The 16,973-nt window shown below is 53.5% G+C and carries 14 protein-coding genes and 1 riboswitch; of the genes, 6 read left to right on the top strand and 8 right to left on the bottom strand.

The window, feature by feature from the left end:
- Positions 1-5: 5 nt before the first annotated feature.
- From UNDKW_RS18530 to UNDKW_RS18505, 6 genes are all read right to left on the bottom strand, one after another.
- The gene (locus UNDKW_RS18530; protein ID WP_162059897.1) at positions 6-1,358 is read right to left on the bottom strand and encodes an SWIM zinc finger family protein; all 1,353 of its coding nucleotides are present in this window, start codon (positions 1,356-1,358) and stop codon (positions 6-8) included.
- Positions 1,359-1,415: 57 nt separating this feature from the next.
- On the bottom strand, positions 1,416-2,315 hold the full coding sequence (gene mmsB / locus UNDKW_RS18525) for a 3-hydroxyisobutyrate dehydrogenase (protein ID WP_162059896.1): 900 nt from the start codon (positions 2,313-2,315) through the stop codon (positions 1,416-1,418).
- Positions 2,316-2,495: 180 nt separating this feature from the next.
- Positions 2,496-3,695 carry an enoyl-CoA hydratase/isomerase family protein gene (locus UNDKW_RS18520; protein ID WP_162059895.1) on the bottom strand — a complete coding sequence of 400 codons (1,200 nt, stop codon included), beginning with the start codon at positions 3,693-3,695 and terminating at the stop codon, positions 2,496-2,498.
- Complete coding sequence (locus UNDKW_RS18515) at positions 3,692-4,483, bottom strand: enoyl-CoA hydratase (RefSeq protein ID WP_162059894.1); 792 nt, start codon at positions 4,481-4,483, stop codon at positions 3,692-3,694. The genes UNDKW_RS18520 and UNDKW_RS18515 overlap by 4 nt, the downstream gene beginning before the upstream one ends.
- Positions 4,480-5,640, bottom strand: coding sequence for an acyl-CoA dehydrogenase family protein (locus UNDKW_RS18510; RefSeq protein WP_162059893.1), 1,161 nt, complete (start codon positions 5,638-5,640; stop codon positions 4,480-4,482). The genes UNDKW_RS18515 and UNDKW_RS18510 overlap by 4 nt, the downstream gene beginning before the upstream one ends.
- Positions 5,641-5,888: 248 nt before the next feature.
- The gene (locus tag UNDKW_RS18505; RefSeq protein WP_162059892.1) at positions 5,889-7,400 is read right to left on the bottom strand and encodes a CoA-acylating methylmalonate-semialdehyde dehydrogenase; all 1,512 of its coding nucleotides are present in this window, start codon (positions 7,398-7,400) and stop codon (positions 5,889-5,891) included.
- 281 nt (positions 7,401-7,681) lie between these two features.
- Positions 7,682-7,922: riboswitch (cobalamin riboswitch) on the bottom strand.
- Between the two features lie 100 nt (positions 7,923-8,022).
- On the opposite strand from UNDKW_RS18505, the gene UNDKW_RS18500 reads away from it, so the two are divergent.
- The 4 genes from UNDKW_RS18500 to UNDKW_RS18485 all read left to right on the top strand — a co-directional run bounded on the left by UNDKW_RS18500 (position 8,023) and on the right by UNDKW_RS18485 (position 10,632).
- Positions 8,023-8,817, top strand: a complete 795-nt coding sequence (locus tag UNDKW_RS18500; protein WP_162059891.1) for a hypothetical protein — start codon at positions 8,023-8,025, stop codon at positions 8,815-8,817.
- Between the two features lie 46 nt (positions 8,818-8,863).
- Positions 8,864-9,346 carry a hypothetical protein gene (locus UNDKW_RS18495; RefSeq protein WP_162059890.1) on the top strand — a complete coding sequence of 161 codons (483 nt, stop codon included), beginning with the start codon at positions 8,864-8,866 and terminating at the stop codon, positions 9,344-9,346.
- 62 nt (positions 9,347-9,408) lie between these two features.
- Positions 9,409-9,717 carry a putative quinol monooxygenase gene (locus UNDKW_RS18490; protein ID WP_162059889.1) on the top strand — a complete coding sequence of 103 codons (309 nt, stop codon included), beginning with the start codon at positions 9,409-9,411 and terminating at the stop codon, positions 9,715-9,717.
- A 132-nt stretch (positions 9,718-9,849) separates the two neighbouring features.
- A complete protein-coding gene (locus UNDKW_RS18485; protein ID WP_162059888.1) occupies positions 9,850-10,632 on the top strand; it encodes a hypothetical protein in 783 nt (260 codons plus the stop codon).
- A gap of 97 nt (positions 10,633-10,729) precedes the next feature.
- Here UNDKW_RS18485 and fdhF read toward each other — a convergent pair whose 3' ends face one another.
- Both fdhF and UNDKW_RS18475 read right to left on the bottom strand, forming a co-directional pair.
- Complete coding sequence (gene fdhF / locus UNDKW_RS18480; RefSeq protein ID WP_162059887.1) at positions 10,730-13,414, bottom strand: formate dehydrogenase subunit alpha; 2,685 nt, start codon at positions 13,412-13,414, stop codon at positions 10,730-10,732.
- Positions 13,396-14,862 (bottom strand): NADH-quinone oxidoreductase subunit F, encoded by a 1,467-nt coding sequence (locus tag UNDKW_RS18475; RefSeq protein WP_162059886.1) that lies wholly within the window; start codon positions 14,860-14,862, stop codon positions 13,396-13,398. The genes fdhF and UNDKW_RS18475 overlap by 19 nt, the downstream gene beginning before the upstream one ends.
- Before the next feature lie 373 nt (positions 14,863-15,235).
- Here UNDKW_RS18475 and UNDKW_RS18470 point away from each other — a divergent pair, with 373 nt between their 5' ends.
- Both UNDKW_RS18470 and UNDKW_RS18465 read left to right on the top strand, forming a co-directional pair.
- The gene (locus UNDKW_RS18470; RefSeq protein WP_162059885.1) at positions 15,236-15,505 is read left to right on the top strand and encodes a helix-turn-helix domain-containing protein; all 270 of its coding nucleotides are present in this window, start codon (positions 15,236-15,238) and stop codon (positions 15,503-15,505) included.
- A gap of 2 nt (positions 15,506-15,507) precedes the next feature.
- Positions 15,508-16,833 carry a type II toxin-antitoxin system HipA family toxin gene (locus UNDKW_RS18465; RefSeq protein WP_232063043.1) on the top strand — a complete coding sequence of 442 codons (1,326 nt, stop codon included), beginning with the start codon at positions 15,508-15,510 and terminating at the stop codon, positions 16,831-16,833.
- Positions 16,834-16,973: the final 140 nt, after the last annotated feature.

Raw genomic sequence — 16,973 nt, 5'->3', positions numbered from 1 at the left:
GTATCCTAATTTTCTGTCATTGCTTCAACTGCCAGCACATGCTTGCAAGGCCCACGCAACCCCCGGTGTTTTGCATACCAGGGGCAGGTGCAGCGCAATTCATCGTCCACTTCGCGCACACGGTGCTGTATATCTGCACTCTGCACACTGGCTTCAAGCGGTTGTTTTTTTATGATGCTGACTGCACGATCTTTGATCAGTTTACGGGCGGCAACCAGGCGTGGGTGCAAATCTTCTGCCATGCCTAAATCCAGTGGTAGTATGCGGTGGAAGTAACTGCCTTCTGTCACATCAAAACCCAGCAGACCAGAGACGCCAAGTATACGCAGGCTGTCTTCTATGCTGGCTTGCGGTAAATCCAGTTGCTCTGCCAGTGCAGGGGCTTGCAATGAAGATTGCCATTGCAAGAGCGCGCGCAGGCGGGGCAGAGCATCGGCATTTTGCATATTCATCAGCGCGCGCAGGGCCTGGCCTTCGCCAGAAAAACCGCGCCAGACCTCGGCGCTCAGGGCCAGCGTTAAACGGGCGCCAGCAAATTGCAAGACCCAGGCACTGGCTTGCTGCGCTTCGTCAGCAAAAATAGCCATGGACTTCACACGCGGCAACAAGGCTTCAAGCACGCGCAGGCGGGTGCTGTCGACCAGGCGTATGCTATCCAGCTCTGGTCTGGTCGTGGTGCGCAGGCCAAAGGGGCCATGCGATATCCAAAGCGGCGTCTTACTGGTCGATGCCTTGGGGAGCGAACGCAAGAAGCGCAGGGCTTCAGCTCCGCTGACTTCAACGATCTTGCGCATGCCAGCTTGATAAGACTGCACTTCCAGCATGCCACGTATCCAGCGCAGTGGCAGTTCGACTTTTTTCTCGACAATGTTGTTGCTGCCAGCATGCAGGGTAAACGCATCATGCCCGACTGAAAATGCAAGGCCAGATGCATCGCGCACCCGCGCCAGCGCTGCCCGCATGGGTGCATTGAAATCAACATTGGTCGTGCCCTTGCCGACGATATCGCCCTCATAGCTGTCAGGCAGCATGTCGACACGCACATAGGCACTACAACAGGAAGAAAAACCTTCAAACCGCAAGATGCCGCCACCCGAGGTCACTACGGGGTCAGCCAGCATGAGTTTCTTTGCCAGGGTATTGGCAGGTGTGAAAAAGCGTGAACCGACGATGATATGGATAGCAGTCAGCAATTCAGCCGACAGGCGCGGCTGCTTCAGCATGCCTTCAAAGAAGTGCGGGTGAACGACTGCTGCTTTGTCGTTAGTGCCAGATGTGGCCAGTTGCAGCCTTGGCCTGACGTCGTCAGTCAGGGCCGAGGCTTGCAGGTAGTGGTAGGCGTGTGCTTGGGTAGTCATGGGCGCTAGCATATCGCTTTGTGTAGCGATTGTCATCGCGCCCGCGTCTCAGTATTTCTATTCCTTTTTATGGAGCAGCTCAAGTATGCTGGAAAAATCCTTTCCACCAGCCCCTGCCTTGCTATGAATGCCATACAGGTTGCGCACAGCTTCACCCAGCGGGATACTGGAATTGCTACCCAGCGCTGCCTCGGTTGCCAGGCCCAGGTCCTTGAGCATTAGATCTACGCCAAAGCCACCAGTGTAGCCGCGTGATGCGGGGGCGGTTTCCATGACGCCGGGGTAGGGGTTGTACAGTTCCAGCGCCCAGTTGCGGCCTGAGCTTTTGCTCATGATGTCGGACAGTACCTTGGGATCAAGCCCGTTCGCCACGCCCAGCGCCAGCGCTTCTGCCGTGCCTGCCATGAGTATGCCGAGCAGCATGTTGTTGCAAATTTTGGCGGTTTGCCCGGCACCGTTTTCACCGGCGTGGAATATGTTCTTGCCCATGGTGTTCAGCACAGAACGGGCACGTTCGAGGTCGTCTGTGCTGCCGCCGACGATAAAGGTCAGCGTGCCTGCGGCTGCGCCTGCTGTGCCGCCTGAGACTGGCGCATCCACCATTGCCAGCCCGCGTGTGGCTGCGGCTTGTGCGACTTTCTTGGCAGATTGCGCAGCGATGGTGCTGCAATCTATGATCAGTGCGCCGCTGGCGATGTGGGCGAGTATGCCGTCATCGCCGAGGTAGAGGCTTTCTACATGGCGGCTGGCAGGCAGCATGCTGATGACGATGTCTGCGCCTTCTATGGCTTGTTTGGCGTTGCCTGCGGCCAGTGCACCTGCGTCTGCCAGTGTTTTCAGGGCGACAGGGGAGAGGTCGAAGACGGTGAGCGGGTAGCCTGCCTTGAGCAGGTTAAGGGCCATGGGTGCGCCCATGTTGCCGAGGCCGATGAAGGCGATTTTGGATTGGTTTGACATGGTGGTTTATCTCCTTGTTTTACGTGTTCTTTGTTTGGCTTGGTGGGCGTTTCTCGTAGGTTGGGCTACGCTTCATCAGCCCAACACTTTGCGGTTGAAACACGACGTACGTCATTGCGAAGCTGAGTGTTGGGCTGGTAAACCGTAGCCCAACCTACAGAGCTCTGCTTCACTCCATACTTACGCGGCTCTCTTTTGGATGTTTTCACTCGCACCCAAATCCCGCAAAGGATGCCGCTCTGCCGCCCAGAGATGCGCAAAGTAACGCTCACCATCTTGCGGCTGCAATGCATCCAAACTACCAGGCAACCATTGCGGTTTCTGGTCCTTATCCACAATCAAGGCACGTATCCCTTCCGCAAAATCATGGCCTTGCGTGCAGGCGAGTGCTGCGACTAACTCTATGCGGAAAATTTCTGCCAGCGACAGATGTTTGCCTCTTTCCTGCAAGGCATGCGCCAGCCAGGCAGAGGTCGGGCTGCCTTTTTGCAGGCTGGCGACGGCTTTTTGCAGCCACACGTCGTCGTTCAATACGCTCGCATCAAGCTGGCAGATATTGCTGATGATGGTGCTCAGGTCAGCAGCGCTGCATAATTGATTGATGAGGTCAAAATGCTGGCGCAAAGGCCCAACGCTGCTGATCACGTTGGCATTGCGTTGCTGCTCATGCAGGATATGGCTCAGGCGCAGGTGATTACTCAGCTTATTGTGTTCTGCCTGCTTGCTCCATTCGCAGGCTTGCAGGCGAGCCAGCAGTTCTGCCTTCCTCTCATGCGGCAATTGCAGGTCGGCCAGCTTTACAAACACGGCGTCGCTGGCATTGATGTTCGCACCCGTCAACGCCAGGAATAAACCCAGCTTGCCCGGCATGCGGTTCAAAAACCAGGTGCCGCCTACATCGGGGAACAAACCTATGGCAATCTCTGGCATGGCGAGGCGGGATTTTTCCGTGACGACGCGGTGGCTGGCACCGGCCATCAAGCCTATGCCGCCACCCATGACGATGCCGTGACCCCAGCATAATATGGGTTTGCGGTAAGTATGAATTTGATAGTCGAGGCGGTATTCCTGCTCAAAAAAATCCAGCGCATAGGCATTGCCGAGCAAGTCGTCTTTTTTGTCGGAGGTATGATGCTCGCGCATGCTGGCGTACAGGTTTTGCAAATCACCACCTGCGCAAAATGCCTTCTCGCTAGCGGCCTGCAAGACTACCATGGCAATGCTGTCATCTTCATCCCAGACTTGCAATTGCTTGCCCAGTAATTGCACCATCTCTTTGGACAGGGCATTCAGGGTTTTTTCTGAATTGAGGGTGGCCACGCCTAGTTGCATGCCGTTGGCAGCAGGCAGGGTGTGGAACAGGACAGGGGAGTCGCTCATGCATTCCTCCATACTGGCGGACGTTTTTCCAGGAAAGCGGTGACCCCTTCTTTTTGATCGGCAGTATCAAACAGGGCCAGGAAGGCTTCGCGTTCTTGTGGCAGCACAGTGTTCATCGGTTGCTGGCGTGCGCCTTGTATGAGTTGCTTGCATGCCTTGACGCTGCTGGGGCTTTGCTTGCCTACCTGTTTGGCCAGCGCCAGTGCGTGTTCGAGTGCACCGCCGGTGGCGACGACTTCTTCTACCAAGCCTATGCGCAGGGCAGTGGCAGCATCGACACGTTCACCGCACAAGATCAGGCGCTTGGCCCAGCCTTCACCTACCAGCCAGGCCAAGTTTTGCGTGCCGCCAGCGCAGGGCAGCAAGCCGACTGCGGCTTCTGGCAAGGCCATTTGCGCCTGGGTTTCGGCAATGCGCAAATCGCAAGCCAGCGCGCACTCCAGGCCACCGCCCATGGCATAGCCATTGATCGCAGCGATGGAAACACCACGAAAGCGGCTCAGGGTTTCAAATGCTTCGCCAAAGCGGCGTGCCATGTCGAGCGCCACGGCCTTGTCGCCGTCGGCAAACAGCTTCAAGTCTGCGCCTGCTGAAAAGAATTTCTGGCCTGAGCCTGTGATGACGAGGCTATAGATATCTGCATCAGCATTGAGGTCATTGACGAGTTGCGTCAATGCCTGCAAACCCGCTGCCGTCCAGGTATTGGCGGGCGGGTTGGCCAGGGTCACCAGGGCAGTGTGGCCGATGATTTCGCATTGCAGATTGGTGTAGTTAGCATATTTACTCATAAAAATTCCTCGCTTGCGGGTTGGTTTAGCATGTGGCGGGCGACGATGACGCGCATGATTTCATTCGTGCCTTCGAGTATCTGGTGCACCCTGACATCACGCAGGAAGCGCTCCAGCGGGTATTCGCGTATATAGCCGTAACCGCCATGGATTTGCAGGGCTTCATTGCAGACGGCAAAGCCTGTGTCAGTCGCCAGGCGCTTGGCCATGGCGCAATACACTGAGGCATTGTCGGCCTTGCTGTCGAGCTTGCTCGCAGCCAGACGCACCATCTGGCGGCCTGCGACAAGTTCAGTTTGCATGTCGGCCAGCTTGAATTGCAGCACTTGAAAATCAGACAGTTTTTTCTGGAACTGCATGCGCTCGTTCATGTAGTTGTGCGCACTGTTCAGGGCAGATTGCGCCGCGCCGATGGAGCAGGTGGCGATGTTGATGCGGCCACCATCGAGCCCGCGCATGGCGATGCGGAAGCCTTCGCCTTCTTCACCCAGCAAATGGCTGCGCGGCACCCGCACCTGATCAAAATTGACAGTGCGGGTGGGCTGGCTGTTCCAGCCCATCTTGTCTTCTTTCTTGCCATAGCTGATGCCCGGCAAGTCAGCCGGTACCGCAAAGGCCGATATGCCACCCGCACCATCGCCACCGCTGCGCGCCATCACCACCAGCATATTGGTCGCGCCCGCTCCGGAGATAAAAGCCTTGCTGCCATTCAGGACATAGCTGTCACCATCGAGCAGGGCGGTGGTGCGCAGCGAGGCCGCGTCAGAACCTGCACCCGCCTCGGTCAGGCAGTAAGAGGCCAGCTTTTTGCCTGCTGCCAGCCTGGGCACCCATTCCTGCTGCACTTCTGGCGTGGCCCAGTTGGCAATCATCCAGCTCGCCATGTTGTGTATCGTGATGTAAGCCGTGGTGGAAGGGCAGGCGCGTGCCAGCTCTTCAAAAATGATGGCTGCATCCAGCCGCGTCAGGCCCAGCCCGCCCAGTTCTTCTGGCACATACAGCCCGCAAAATCCCAACTCCCCGGCGTGGGCAATCACGTCCAGCGGGAAGTGGGAAGTGGCATCCCAATGAGCGGCTTGCGCCGCCATTTCATGGGCGGCGAAGCTGCGGGCAGATTGCTGGTAGGCGCGCTGGTCTTCACTAAGATCGAAGTCCATATCATCCTAGCCCCGGTAGTTGACCGCTATTAGCAGTCAATGATTGAAGTCGTGTATTTACCATTGCTCACTTTCGTTAAGATTTAGCATGCGGAGAGCGCTACAAGTGCAATTGCACACTTTTCCAGCTCCCTGCCGTTGTTGTTCCTCCTAGCAGACGCTAGTCTGCGTCGTCGTCACGCCTAGCCAGGAAACTGAAAAAATGCACACTTGCACTTGTCCAACTACCGGAGCTAGGATGCCTTCCCTTACTTGAGTGAGATGGTCGTATTCACCTTGCCAGCGCTGACACTGTCATCAAACCAGCGTGCCGTGATGGTCTTGGTCTGGGTATAAAACTGTATGACTTGTTTGCCGTAGGGGCCCAGGTCGCCGAGTTTGGATGCACGCGAACCGGTGAAAGAAAACAGCGGCACAGGCACAGGGATAGGTACGTTGATGCCGATCTGGCCTACATCGATATCTTCTTCAAAGGTACGAGCGGCAGCGCCAGACTGGGTGAACAATGCCGTGCCATTGCCGTTAGGGTTGGCATTGATGATGGCGATGGCGTCTGCCAGCGTATCGGCCTGCATGATGCACAGCACCGGGCCAAAAATTTCTTCTTCATAAATGCGCATGCCAGGTTTGACGCCGGTGAAGACAGTCGGCCCGACGAAATTGCCGTGCTCATAGCCAGCGACCTGCGGCTTGCGACCATCCAGCACCAGGTTGGCGCCTTCGGCCACGCCTTGCGCAATCAGGCTTTCTACCCGCTCTTTGGCGGTGCAGGAAATGACCGGGCCGATATCTGTGCCCGCTTCTGCACCGGCATTGATTTTCAGGCTGCGTGCACGGTCCAGCAATTCTGGCACCCACTGATTGGCTTCACCAACGAGTATCACCACAGACAGCGCCATGCAACGCTGGCCAGCCGCACCAAAGGCCGCACCGGCGAGATTGTTGAGGGTTTGTTCCTTGTGCGCATCGGGCAGGACGATGGCGTGGTTCTTGGCACCCATCATGCACTGCGCACGTTTGCCAGCCAGTGTCGCGCGGTTATACACATGTGTACCTACGCGGGTGGAGCCGACGAAAGACACGGCCTTGATATCAGGGTGGTCGCAAATCGCATTGACGATGTCTTCACCACCATGCACCACATTCAGCACGCCAGGCGGTATGCCAGCCTGCATGGCCAGTTCAGCCAGACGCATGGTGACCATGGGGTCTTGCTCGGACGGTTTCAGGATGAAGGTATTGCCGCAGGCAATCGCCATAGGGAACATCCACAGCGGTATCATCGCAGGGAAGTTGAAAGGGGTAATACCAGCGCACACACCGAGCGGCTGGTTCAGGGTATAGGTATCAACGCCGCTGGCAACGTTGTTGGCGATTTCGCCCATTTGCAGGTTGCCGATATTGGCGGCATGCTCAACCACCTCCAAACCACGGAAGATATCGCCTTCAGCATCGGCCAGGGTCTTGCCTTGTTCGGCTGTCAGCAATGCGGCCAGCTCGGCCATGTTTTCACGTATCAGTTGCTGGTATTTTAAAAAGATGCGGGCGCGTGTGCCTATCGCTGTCTTGCGCCAGGTCTTGAATGCAGCCTTGGCAGCATCAACTGCAGCCTGCATTTCATCTGGCGTGGCAAACGGAACATGGGCCAGCACCTGTTGCGTGGCCGGGTTGATCACATTGCGCCATTGCGTGGATTTGGAGTCTATCAGTTCGCCGTTGATCAGCAGTTTGACGTTGGGAGCCTGGGTAAGAGTAGACATGATGCTTTCCTGAACCTTCCTGATTGCGCACGGACAGACGGCGGGTTTGACCCGCAACAACAGCCGCACTGATGCCTGAAAACAGGATGACTACTGCAAGCAGAAACCTTCCGCAGCAACCATCCTGACCATGGGCATACGCCGTGAGGACGCACACCCGCCACGCACCTTCCGTACGTGACCAGACCTTGGAAAAACAGAGAAAGAACAGTATTGAAGACAGGCACTCGCCCGCCATCAGGCGCGCCATGCCATATCCCAAACACCGCCTTCCGCAATGTTTTTCTCAGCGATCAACAGGCCGGTATCCGGGCTTGCAAGTCTTGTTACATCGCCTTCCCAGTCATGCATGACCAGTGGCGTGGATGATGTAACCGCACTTGCCTACCGTTGCGGAGGCAGCAGGGGCTTAGCGCCCTGAACCCAGACTGCCACCTGCTGGCGACATGGTTCAGGACAACCACTTTCCCGTTTAACACAGCCCAAGAGATTGGGCCGCGCACCTGTTATTTTTAGAATAGCACAAGAATTGACGTTAACGTAAACGTTAATTGGTGAAAAAAATTCAAGATGAAGATAAAATAGGTTTTGCTATTTTGACATTGATCAATTGGAGACCTGAATGAAGCTGCTTTTTACTTGTGTCTTGTTGTCATGGTGCCTGGTGTTTGAAGCCCGGGCAGCTTCTGATGTTGCAGTAACTGAAAATTCTTCAGGAAGCGACCTTATCTTTGTTGGTCAAATAAATGCAAAGTCCGTTAATGATTTCCTTGAGAAGAATAAAGATACCCAGGCGAAAAGCATGATCATTTTTTCGCCTGGGGGAGATGTTTTTTCTGCTTTGAAATTAGCGCACTGGGTTCGTGAGCACGGCCTGGATTTAAGAGTCCGGACCCTGTGCATGTCTGCATGTGCAAACTATGTTTTTCCCGCTGCAAACAGAAAAATCATTGAGCGAGGAGCACTGGTAATCTGGCATGGAGGCATAGAACAAAAAGATGTTCGCGAAGGAATCGCTTATTACGATGCTCTACTTACCAAGACCAAGACTGGTGACAATGCCTTGACTTCAAGTGAAAAGGAATTCCTAACCAATAATCAAATCAAGTATGAAAGTGCAAAAAAAATCAGGCTTATGCAAGCTGAATTATTTTCTCAATTAGGAATAGATGAATATATAACCCGGCTAGGCCAAGAACCGATTTGGTATAAGGTCGATGGCTGGACTGCGACGATAGAGTTGATGAATAAAATGGGTATAAAGAATGTAGAAGCGAACCCCAACTATGCATCGGCAAATTATTTGAAGAGAAATCTGATTGCAAACATACAGTCTGGTGGAGAACCTGTTGTATTTGGTCTGGATAGCGCAGGAAAAATTGTCACCTTGAACCAGATTCCTCCTGAACCTCAATAAAGCTTTTACTTCCAGCCAGATTGGTGCGCTTAAGCGAGAATTTATAATGAGACTGAAAAATACCGCAACTCTCCTGACGCTGGCTGCCAGTGATGATCATGAAAAAATCATTGCAGAGCTTGCCCAGATACTGAAGTTACTCTCGCTGACGCACAAGAAAATAGCACAAACAAACCTGCTCTTGCACTACTTTGAAAGAGCAAAAGAAGAGGGTGGGGAAATCGTCGTCGTTAGTGAAAAAATAGTTGAAATTGATGGGCGAGACAACTCATTTGATGTCTGTGCCAGAAAAATTGCTAAGGCATCGTTACTAACTCTTCAGAGGCGCATGCCCCGGTTGAGATTATGTGCTTTGCAGGTCTTTGATCTCGAAAACCCTGATGTTGCAATAGGCATTGATGATGGAGAGTTGACTGTCAGCTATTGGCAATGGCTGGATGAAGTTAACTATACTGAAGCGCAATTTGCAGCTCATGTATTGGCACTGAAAAATGAATTTAGAAAATATGTGGTCCTTCCTGAGGTTTAGCACAACAGTTTTAGCGAGTACCTTATATAAGCAATTAATGCAAACACAGGACTGAAAGCTCTATGAACACTTTTGCCGTCATCATTAAACACAAAACCCAGCCAGGAAAACGCGACGAAGTGCGCGCTTTCTGGGGAAAACATATGGCCCCGGCTGTTGCGGCCAATCCTGGCCACCTGGCCTATTTCTATTGCTTTGACAATGCTGATCCGGACGTGATTTGTGCGTTTCAGCAATACAGCAGCGCAGAAGCCTCACAGGCATTTTTGCAGACAGCCAGTTATGCTGCTTATCTGGTCGATGTCGAACCTTTGTTATCTGGCCCGCCGCAGGTGACGGCGTTGACGCCGATGTGGGTGAAGAATTCCTGATTTTGACGATCGTATTAACATAGCTAGAGTTCATCATTTTAATCTGCACTTTAAGATGAAATATCGCCTTCCTGCAGGAGATATATATTGAGACGCCAAACAGACTTATCCAACAAAATTAATTTGAATTCCATGAGCATGAAGATATATAAGCAGCTTGTGGTTGCGCTGGTAATGGCAGCATTATCATTTAGTGCAATGGCTGATGAATCTAAACCTGAAAAAAGCAGTACGCCTGCAAAATTCTATTTTTTAGATAATGTTGGTCTTTATTTTGGTGTTATTGATGAAACGGTCAATGACTTTATTTCTGCTGCGGCGGACAAAAAAATAGAGCGTCTATACATTAATTCCCAGGGAGGAGATGCACACTTCGGCATCATTTTTGGACATTGGGTATACGACAATCAGATTGAGGTCGAAGTGCCTAGTTTGTGCATGTCTGCATGCGCAAACTATGTATTTACCGCAGCAAAAACAAAAATAATCAGGCCTTCCGCATTGGTTATCTGGCATGGTAGTGCGGAGCAATGGACTATCAGGGAAATGAATAAGAAGTATGAGGACTATTTGGCGCTTTCTTTAGCTGGGAAAGCGTCCAAGGAGCAAATAGCGTATTTGGATAGTGATAAATTGCGGTATGAGGGTTCCAATCAATTATTGTCTGAACAGCGGCAGTTTTTCAAGAAAATAAATGTCAATGAGTATATAACCAGGCTAGGGCATGAACCTGTCTTTTACAAACGGGTGTGGGTTGCAACAGTCGGTGTAATGAATAAAATGAATATCCAGAATATCTCTGCACCAGAAGGATATGGGAATATTGATTATTTGAAAAAACATCACCCTGACCGTATAGACCGCCTGGTGTCATTTGGCTTGAACAGTGAACACGAAGTCGCGAAGCTGGACTAGTTGGCGCGGCGTATCAGGCATCGTGATCCGGTATTTTCTGTAGTCGCGATAATTTAAGATACATCGTCAAAGGGTAAAAATTTCCCTAATAAAAGTTTCAATACTTATCTTCATCCAAGCCTTTCACCCTCACCGCCGTCACCTTATACTCCGGTGCATGCACCAGGTTGTCACAGTAAGGCGAGGTCAGCGCATTGACGTTCAGGTCTGCGCGGTGGAAGCTGCAAAACAACTGGCCGACTTGCATCTTGTCCGTGATGTGCACAGGCAAGATTGCTATGCCATAGCGGCTGCTGACCTCGGTTTGCTGGCCTTCTGCAAGGTTCAGGCGCCGAGCGTCGACGGGTGAGATGTCGAGGGTGTCGGTGGGTTTGAGTTGCGCATTGGGGGTGCGGTAAGTCATGGTGCCTGCATTGAAGTGATACAGCTCGCGGCCCGTTGTCAGTAGCAGGGGGTAGTCATCATCGCAGACTTCTGCCGTGGGCTGATATGGGATGCAGGCCAGGCTGGCTTTGGGGCCAGCTCCAAAACCTTGCTGGTGCAGGATGGCGGTGCCGGGATGATTGTCGTTGGCAGTCGCGGGGCAGGGCCATTGCAGGCTTTCGTTTTGCAGGCGCTGGTAACTGAGACCGGCGCTGGCGGGCCAGACACTGCGTATTTCATCCCAGATGGCTTGCGGGTCATCGAATATGAAGCCCTGCTCATGGCCCATGTGCCTGGCCAGTTCTGTGATGATCTGCCAGTCCGGCTTTGCCTCACCAGGGCTGGTGACAACCTGCCTGACTCTTTGTACACGGCGGTCGGCATTCATGAAGCTGCCGTCTTTTTCAAACACACTGGCGGCAGGGAAAAAGACATGGCCAACGGCCCTGGCAGTTTCGTTGAGGAAGAGGTCTTGCACGATGACGAGTTCCAGTTGCGCCAGGGCTGCCAGGGTTTGGTTGGCATTGGGCATGGACATGGCGATGTCATAGCCCATGACCCACATGGCTTTGAATTTACCCAAACTGGCGGCTGCCAGCATGGCAGGCAAATCGAGCCCCGCGCCTGCTGGCAGGCAGGTGCTCCAGGCTTGCTCGAAGCTGGCGCGCACTTTGGCATCTGCCAGGTTTTGCGCGCCCGTCAACGAGGCGGGCTCGCATCCCATTTGGGCTGAACCCTGCACGTTGTTTTGCCCGCGCAAGGGGTTGATTCCGCTGCCGCGCTTGCCCAGGTTGCCGGTCAGCAGGGCGAGGTTGATCAGGCTCATGACGCCTTGCGTGCCTTGCAGGTGTTCTGTCATGCCCAGGCCATGAAAACACATGGCGGGCTTGGCTTGAGCATACATGCGCGCAGCACGGCGTATGTCGCCTGCCTGGACACCGCACTGGCTGGCGACCTGTTCTGGCGCATAGGCTGTGATGAAACTGCGGAAGTCTGCCAGACCATCAACGCGCCTGGCGATGTAATCATCATCCTGCAAATCCTCTTCCAGCAGGGTGGCGGCCATGGCATTGAACAGCAACACGTTGGTGCCGGGGCGCAAGGCCAGGTGGATGTTGGCGCAGGCTGCCAGCTCGGTACGGCGCGGATCGATGACGATGAGGCCAGCCCCGGCGCGCACTGCCTGTTTGATGCGGGCGCCGATGATGGGGTGGTTTTCTGTCGGGTTGCAACCGCATAGCATGAACAGGCTGGTGTGTTCTATGTCATCGAATGAATTGGTCGCTGCACCTGTGCCCAGCATGGTGTTGAGAGCCTTGGCGGAGGGCTGATGGCAAACCCTGGCGCAGCAATCGACATTGTTGGTGCCCAGCACTACGCGCGCGAATTTCTGCGCGAGATAGTTTTCTTCATTGGTGGCGCGGGCCGAACCTAATACGCCCAGGCTGTCTGCGCCGTATTTGCGGCGCAGTTCTTGCAGGCGGCTGGCGGTGAAGGCCAGGGCTTCTTCCCATGAAACGACATGCCAGTCGCCGCCCTTGCGCAGCAGAGGCTGGCTGATGCGTTCTGGTGAGTGAGTAAAGTCGAAGGCGTAGCGCCCTTTGACGCACAGGTGACCATGATTGACAGGGCTGCCTGCCGGTTTGATGGCGACGACTTTGTTGTCGTGGCTGGCGACTTCCATCTGGCAACCGACGCCGCAATACACGCAGGTGGTTTTGGTCCAGTGATCAACTGGCCCAGTACTGCGTTTGTCAAAAATGGCGCCGGTCGGGCAGGTGTCGGCGCAGGCCCCGCATGAGACGCAGCCGCTGCTGAGCAGGCTCTTGCCATCGGCTGGGGCGATATGGGTTTGCTCGCCCTTGCCCCAGACTTTCCAGACAAATTGCCCCTGTACTTCATCACAGATGCGTACACAGCGCTGGCAGTGTATGCATCTGTCCATGTCTATGCCCAGATAGGGGTGACTGTCGTCTTTGAAAATGGGGGCATGGTGATTGCTGCCAGTGTTGACGTCATGTTGAATCAGCAATTGATGGAAGGCGTGTTCAGGCTGTTCACTCACTGCCGTGGCAGGATAATTATGCGCCAGTAGCGAGAGGTTGGTACGCAGCAGTGATTGCAGACGGGCTGTCGCTGTATGCACAACCATGCCATCTGTGACGGCGGTGGCGCAACTGGGGACGGGGCGGGCTTGCCCTTCGACTTCCACCAGGCACAGCCTGCATGCGCCTATGGGTTTGAGTCTGTCGTCATGGCAGGGGTAGGGTGGCTGGCAGCCCTGGTCGCGCATGGCCTGCAAGAGGCTGCTGCCTTCTGCTACGGTGCATGCCTGGCCATTTATGCTGATGTGAAGCATGTCTGCAACTCCGCATGGTAATGGCGTTGAATTGACTGGGCGAATTCTGCCAGGCCGCGCCCATGGCCGCACAGGCTGGCATCAGCCAATGCTGTTACCAGGGCCTGCCAGCGACTAGCATTCCAATGCCTGCCTTGCAGAATGTCGTCAAAGTGGTGGGAGACTTCTGCTGCGCCGCGATGGCAGGGCGTGCATTTGCCGCAGGATTCAAATGCGCCAAAGCGAAATACCTGCGCCACCAGTTCGGCAATGCTGCAACTGTCGTCAAAAGCGATGACGCCGCCATGGCCGACCGCGCCGCCAATTTGCTGCAGGCTTTGATAGGCGAGTGGGGTATCGAGCAATTGCTGCGGTATTACACCTGCCAAGGGGCCGCCTATCATCAGGCCCTTGAGTTGACCTTGCTTCAGACCCAGGCCGAGCTTGTCGACGATGTCACGCAGGCTGATGCCAAATTCGACTTCATACAGGCCAGGCCGCTTGAAGACGGAATTGAGCGACAAGAGCTTGGTGCCTGGGCTTTCTGGCGTGCCCAAAGCTGCATAGGCGGCAGCGCTATGGGTGATGATCCAGGGGATGGCGCACAGGGTTTCGACATTATTGACCAGCGTTGGTTTGCTGTATAGACCCAGTTCAGTGATTTGCGGTGGGCGCAGCCTGGCTTCTGGCCGCCTGTCTTCGATAGCATTGAGCATGGCGGTTTCTTCACCGCACAGGTAACTGCCCTTGCCTATAGCGAGGCTGATGTCAAACGCATGTGCACTGCCGAGTACATGCTGACCCAGCCAGCCTGCTGCCCGCGCTTGTGCTATTGCCGCCTGCAGGATGCTTGCTGCTTGCTCGTATTCACGACGCAGGTAGATGTAAGCTTGTTTTGCACCGACGGTAATGCCTGCGATGAGCATGGCTTCTATCAGACGGTAAGGGTCTCTCTCCATCAGCAGGCGGTCGCTAAAGCTGCCGGGGTCGCCTTCATCGGCATTGGCGACAAGGTATTTGCAGTCCGCTTCTTGCTTGGCCAGCAATTGCCATTTCAGACCCGTAGGGAAGGCCGCGCCGCCCCGGCCACGCAAGCCCGAAGCGCAGATCTGCTGTATGACTGCGGCGCTATCCATGTGCAAGACCTGGCGCAATGCCTGTCCGCCACCTGTACTGCAATACTCGTCCAGATCAAGCACCGCTGCCCGGACGACATTACCTAGCAAGACTGATATGCGGGCACGGCTGGCAATATGGGGAAGTGCATCTTCACCTTGCCGTGCCGGGCTACGATAGCACTGGCCCAGGCAATACACAGTGGGACTGCTATGGCATGCCAGTTCCCATCCCGCCGGGTCTTGCTGCCTTGCTGCAAAGCAGGCCAGCCCTTGACAGCGACTGCCCGTCAGGGATGCATGGGACAAGTGATAAAAGCTGTCGCTGGCAAGCCGTGCAAGGATGTGGTCCATATAAGCCAATATGAAACGCTATACGGGCATAGCGCCTATGCCAGCTTTCAATATGGCATGGTTGCCAGAATTGTCAATTGAGGCGCATCAAGAAATGCCAGCATGCGCAAGGTTGGGGCTGTTTTAACAACAATCCTGATACTCTACATCCCACACTGGCTCGCCCTCAATGAATGTTGTCTGGTACTGCTACTTCAATCAGATACTAAATTGAGTGTGGTCTATAGCTTTTAAGTGATAAATTAAAAATATTACTTTAAGGTGATATATTGATATTATCGCTTTTAAGTGATAAATTGAGATGCTTACCTGAAAACAATCATTGCCTCTCTTCTGGTAATAAATGTCGCGGGTACTTGAGGGTATGAACATCATGGACTACCGAATCAGTCTGGCAACACAGCTTAGCAGTCATCTCAAATCCTTGCGCAGTCAACAGGGCTTGTCTCAGGCCGCCTTGGGCAAGCTATTGGGCGTGGGGCAAGTTAGGATCGCCAATATAGAAAATAATCCCGGTGCTGTGAGCCTGGACCAGATGCTGAGCATTCTGCATTTGCTTGGCTGCGGTTTGTCTATCTATAAGCGTGATGAAAATAAGACTGCTACAGACAAACCCGATAACGACACCACACCTGACTGGTAATCATGAATAAGTCTCGTATTCATCGCTCACTCAATGTCTGGATGAACGGTTTACTGGTTGGTGTGTGGAGTTGGGATCGTACTGATACACATCAATTCGAGTATGCAGAAAGCTGGATCAAATCGGCTGCTGCTCGTCCTCTTTCACTCTCTTTACCTATAACTGCAGGCCAGAGCATCTTGCGTGGCCCGGCGGTAAAAAACTACTTCGACAATCTTTTGCCGGACAATAAAAAAATCAGGCAACGCATAAGTCATCGCTATCAACTCGCGTCCACAAATGTGCCAGACTTGCTGGAAGCATTGGGTCGTGATTGCATAGGTGCTGTACAAATTTTACCGCCAGATGTAAAGCCTGAGGGCTTTAATACAATTGCCGCGACCAGACTGACAGACAGTGAAGTCGAAAAATTATTGCTGAATGTGACCAGCGATGAAGGTGACGGCAATATCATCAATGACTTCCGCATTTCACTGGCAGGCGCACAGGAAAAAACAGCCCTGCTATGGTATCAGGGACAATGGCATTTACCCCATGGCGCAACACCGACAACACATATCCTGAAACTGCCTTTGGGCTTGATTGGTGGCATGCGTGCCGATATGTCTGGTTCCATAGAAAACGAATGGGTGTGCATGCGTATCATGGCAACACTGGGATTTGACGTAGCTAAAGCTGAGATTGCGCGATTTGGCACGCAAAAAGTTTTGGTGGTTGAACGTTTCGACAGGAAATGGATAGGGCAGGACTGGATAGCCAGATTGCCGCAAGAAGATTTTTGTCAGGCCAGTGGGGTTGCTCCGGACAATAAATATGAAACCGATGGCGGACCAGGCATGGCGCAGTGTCTGCATATACTGGAAGGCAGTGTCAGCGCTGCCAAAGACAAGCTGAATTTTGTATTGATGAATCTGGCATTCTGGTTGCTGGCAGCAACCGATGGTCACGCCAAGAATTTCTCAATTGCTCTGCTCGCCGGTGGTGAATACCGATTGACACTCATGTACGATATTCTGTCAGCCTGGCCGGTGATAGGGCGTGGTGCCAATCAATTGCAGGAAAAGAAAATCAAGATGGCTATGGCTTTGAGGTCAAAGAATGCGCACTTCAAAATGAGTGAGATGCATGTGCGGCATTGGCAGGGACTGGCCGCGCAGACAGGTGTCGTGGATGGTTTTGCGCAAATGCAGCGACTGGTTCAACATGTACCAGATGCCTTGGCGCAGGTTGAGCACGAATTGCCAGTACATTTTCCTGAGCAGATATGGAGCAGTATCCGGGATGGGATGCTCAGGCAGCGGGTAAGGTTTTTGTCGGAGGTCAATTAGTAACGAGGTAACTGATCGTTTCTTAATTATCTCGATTTTTAAAGCTAAGTCTATGTAAGTCACATATTGAAAGAGTGCGAACATAGCTATTAGCGGAAATTGTGGGAGGCTGTATGCAATTTCTACTATGTGATTTTTTG

Source organism: Undibacterium sp. KW1 (assembly GCF_009937955.1).
Lineage (GTDB): Bacteria > Pseudomonadota > Gammaproteobacteria > Burkholderiales > Burkholderiaceae_D > Undibacterium.
Note: the sequence above shows the minus strand (reverse complement) of the source record. Positions and strands in the feature narration are given on the sequence as shown.